General features: G+C 70.9%; 2 protein-coding genes and 1 pseudogene. All 3 read left to right on the top strand.

Annotated features, from left to right (window positions below; all coding sequences use genetic code 11):
- On the top strand, positions 1 to 837 hold an 837-nt coding region (locus ACLJK8_RS22080; protein WP_413152356.1), incomplete at its 5' end, for an FAD-dependent oxidoreductase.
- 11 nt (positions 838 to 848) lie between these two features.
- On the top strand, positions 849 to 1151 hold the full coding sequence (locus ACLJK8_RS22075) for a sarcosine oxidase subunit delta (protein WP_413152358.1): 303 nt from the start codon (positions 849 to 851) through the stop codon (positions 1149 to 1151).
- Positions 1148 to 4226: pseudogene (locus ACLJK8_RS22070) on the top strand (sarcosine oxidase subunit alpha); the annotation flags it as partial. The gene ACLJK8_RS22075 and the pseudogene ACLJK8_RS22070, both read left to right, overlap by 4 nt.

Genomic DNA, 4226 nt, shown 5'->3' with positions numbered 1-4226 from the left:
CTGAACGGCGTCGACAACGTCTGGCTGTCGGCGAAGGAGGCCAAGGCCTTCTGCCCGCCGCTCGACCTCAACCCGAACGCCCGCTACCCGGTGATGGGCGCCGCCCTCCAGCGCCGCGCCGGCACCGCGCGGCATGACGCGGTGGCGTGGGGCTATGCCCGCGCCGCCGCCGCGCGCGGCGTCGACATCATCCAGAACTGCCCGGTGACGGCGATCCGCCGCGGCCCCGACGGCCGCGTGACCGGCGTCGAGACGGCGAAGGGCTTCATCGCCGCGAAGAAGGTCGCCGTCTCCGCCGCCGGCCACACCTCGGTCGTCATGGAAACGGCCGGCGTGCGCCTCCCCCTCGAATCCTACCCGCTGCAGGCGCTGGTCTCCGAGCCGATCAAGCCGATCTTCCCCTGCGTTGCCATGTCGAACTCGGTCCACGCCTACATCAGCCAGTCCGACAAGGGCGAGCTCGTCATCGGCTCCGGCACCGACCAGTACGTCAGCTACTCCCAGCGCGGTGGCCTCCCGCTGATCGAGCATACGCTGGCCGCGATCTGCGAGATCTTCCCGATCTTCCGGCGGATGCGGATGCTGCGGAAATGGGGCGGCATCGTCGACGTGACCCCGGACCGCTCGGCGATCCTCGGCAAGACGCCCGTCCCTGGCCTCTACGTCAACTGCGGCTGGGGCACAGGCGGCTTCAAGGCGACCCCCGGCGCGGCGCACGTCCTCGCCCACACGGTGGCGAAGGACGAGCCGCACCCGATCAACGCGCCCTTCACGCTGGAGCGCTTCACCACCGGCCGGCTGATCGACGAAGCCGCCGCCGCCGCCGTCGCGCACTAGGGAGACGAGAGATGCTGCTGATCCATTGCCCCTATTGCGACGAGACCCTGCCCGAGCTGGAATTCGCCTACGCCGGCGAGGCCCACATCGCCCGCCCGGCCGACCCGTCGAAGCTGACCGACGAGGAATGGCGCGACTTCCTCTTCATCCGCACCAACCCCAAGGGCGTGCACTTCGAGCGGTGGAGGCACATCAACGGCTGCGCCCGCTTCTTCAACGCCGTGCGCGAGACCGTCGGCGACAAGTTCCTTGCCACCTACAAGGCGGACGCGCCCCGTCCCGACCTCGCCAGCCTGACGGGAGAGCCCAAGTGACGACCTATCGCCTCCCCAACCGCGGCCGCGTCGATCACGCGAAGCCGGTCAGGTTCACCTTCGACGGCAAGGCCTACACCGGCCTCGCCGGCGACACGCTGGCCTCGGCGCTGCTCGCCAACGGCGTCCACCTGATGGGCCGGTCGTTCAAGTACCACCGGCCGCGCGGCGTGGTCTCGGCCGGCTCCGACGAGCCGAACGCGCTCTTCGGCACCCGCCGCGGCCCCGGCCGCTTCGAGCCGAACACCCGCGCCACGCTGCAGGAGCTTCGCGCCGGGCTGGAGGCCACCAGCCAGAACCGCTGGCCCTCGCTCGCCTTCGACATGGGCGCGATCAACGACAACCTCGGCTCGCTGTTCTCCGCCGGCTTCTACTACAAGACCTTCATGTGGCCCCGCGCCTTCTGGGACCGTGTCTACGAGCCGGTGATCCGCAACGCCGCCGGCCTCGGCGTCTCGCCGACCGAGCACGATGCCGACAGCTACGCCTCGCGCTTCCACCATGCGGACGTCCTCGTGGTCGGCGCCGGTCCCGCCGGCCTCGCCGCCGCGCTCGCCGCCGGCCGCTCCGGCGCGTCCGTGATGCTGGTCGACGAGCATGCCGAGATCGGCGGCACCCTCCTCTCCGAGCCCGCCGTCGCCATCGACGGCAAGCCGGCGTGGGACTGGCTCGCCGCCACCGCGGCCGAGCTCGCCGCGCTTCCGAACGTCACGGTGATGCCGCGCACCACCGCGATCGGCTACTACCACCAGAACCTCGTCGGCCTCTGCCAGCGCCTGACCGACCATCTCGACACCGCCCCCGACGGCGCTCCGCGCGAGCGGATGTGGAAGGTCCGCGCGAAGGAAGTCGTGCTGGCGCAGGGCGCGCTGGAGAAGCCGCTGGTCTTCGACGGCAACGACCGCCCCGGCGTGATGCTGGCCGGCGCCGCCCAGACTTACCTCAACCGCTACGGCGTCAAGGTCGGCAACCGCCCGGCGATCGTCACCGCGCATGACAGCGCCTGGCACACCGCCTTCGACCTCGCCGAGGCCGGGGCGAAGCCCGCCGTCATCGTCGACGTCCGGGCCACGGTGGATCCGGCACTGACCGACCGTGCCCGCGCCCTCGGCATCGAGGTGCTCACGGGGCGCACCGTCACCGGCACCTCCGGCCGGCTGCGGGTGAAGTCCCTTCGGGTCAACCGCATGGACGGCGGCAAGGCCGGCGCGGCGCGCGACATCGCCTGCGACACGGTGCTGATGTGCGGCGGCTGGACCCCGTGCCTGCACCTCTTCAGCCACACGCAGGGCAAGCTCGCGTGGAACGAGGCGGCCCAGTGCTACCTCCCCGGCACCAAGACCGAGGCGGTGCAGATCGCAGGAGCCGGCCGCGGCCTCTGGGGCATCGCCGCGTCGCTCGAGGACGGCGCCAACGCGGGCGCGCTCGCCGCGAAGGACGCGGGGAGCGAAGCCGAGGCGCCGGCCTTCACCGTGACCGCCGATCGTACCGGCTCGGGCGTGACGCTGAAGGAACTGCCGACCGACCGCGACCCCGGCAAGGCCAAGGCCTTCATCGACTTCCAGAACGACGTCACCGCCAAGGACATCCGCCTCGCGGTCCGCGAGGGGATGCGCTCGATCGAGCACGTCAAGCGCTACACGACGAACGGCATGGCGACCGACCAGGGCAAGATGTCGAACATCAACGGCCTGATGATCGCCGCCGACGCGCTCGGCAAGGCCCCGCCGCAGGTCGGCCTCACCACCTTCCGCCCGCCCTACTCGCCGACGACCTTCGGCGCCTTCGCCGGCTACCACAAGGACGCGACCTTCGAGGTCACCCGCAAGACGCCGATCGACCCGTGGGCCGAAGCCCACGGCGCCGCCTTCGAACCCGTCGCGCTCTGGCGCCGCGCCTGGTACTTCCCGAAGCCGGGCGAGGACATGCACGCCGCCGTCTCCCGCGAGTGCCGCGGCGCCCGCGCCTCGGTCGGCATCTTCGACGCCTCGACGCTCGGCAAGATCGAGGTCGCGGGGCCGGACGCGGTCGAGTTCATGAACCGGATGTACACCAACCCCTGGACCAAGCTCGGGGTCGGCCGCTGCCGCTATGGCCTGCTGCTCGGCGAGGACGGGTTCATCCGCGACGATGGCGTGATCGGCCGGCTGGCCGAGGACCGCTTCCACGTCACCACGACGACCGGCGGCGCGGCGCGCGTCCTCAACATGATGGAGGACTATCTGCAGACCGAGTGGCCCGACCTCAAGGTCTGGCTCACCTCGACGACCGAGCAGTGGGCGACGATCGCGCTCCAGGGCCCGAACGCCCGCGAGCTCCTCGCCCCCTTCGTCCCCGACGCCGACCTCTCGGCCGAGGCCTTCCCGCATATGGCGGTGATCGAGACGACCGTCGCCGGCTTCCCCGCGCGGCTCTTCCGCGTCTCCTTCACCGGCGAGCTCGGCTTCGAGATCAACGTCCCCGCCCGCCACGGCCGCGCCCTCTGGGAGAAGCTGTGGGAGGCCGGCCAACAGTACGACATCGTGCCCTACGGCACCGAGTCGATGCACGTGATGCGGGCGGAGAAGGGCTACATCATCGTCGGCCAGGACACCGACGGCACGCTGACGCCGGACGACGCCAATCTCAACNGCACGTGATGCGGGCGGAGAAGGGCTACATCATCGTCGGCCAGGACACCGACGGCACGCTGACGCCGGACGACGCCAATCTCAACTGGGCGATCGGCAAGGCGAAGCCCGACTTCGTCGGCAAGCGCTCGCTCACCCGCCCCGACATGGTGGCGAAGGGCCGCAAGCAGCTCGTCGGCCTGCTGACCGACGACCCCAAGGTCGTCTTGCAGGAAGGCGCCCAGATCGTCGCCGACCCGGCGCAGCCGAAGCCGATGACCATGCTCGGCCACGTCACCTCGTCCTACTGGTCGGACGCGCTCGGCCGCTCGATCGCCATGGCGGTCGTTACCGACGGCCGCGCCCGCGACGGCGAGACCCTGCACATCCCGATGCCCCAGGGGACGATCACCGCCAGGGTCACGAAGACCACCGTCTTCCTCGATCCCGAAAACAGCCGGCTGAG

It is taken from the genome of Amaricoccus sp. W119 (assembly GCF_047275745.1).
Taxonomy (GTDB): domain Bacteria; phylum Pseudomonadota; class Alphaproteobacteria; order Rhodobacterales; family Rhodobacteraceae; genus Amaricoccus.
The sequence above is the reverse complement of the archived record's forward strand: the minus strand, read 5'-3'. Positions and strand labels throughout refer to the sequence as shown.

What these genes read in the sequence shown, in the direction of transcription:
- ACLJK8_RS22075 (WP_413152358.1), top strand. Translation starts at nt 849, where the DNA reads ATGCTGCTGATCCATTGCCCCTATTGCGACGAGACCCTGCCCGAGCTG.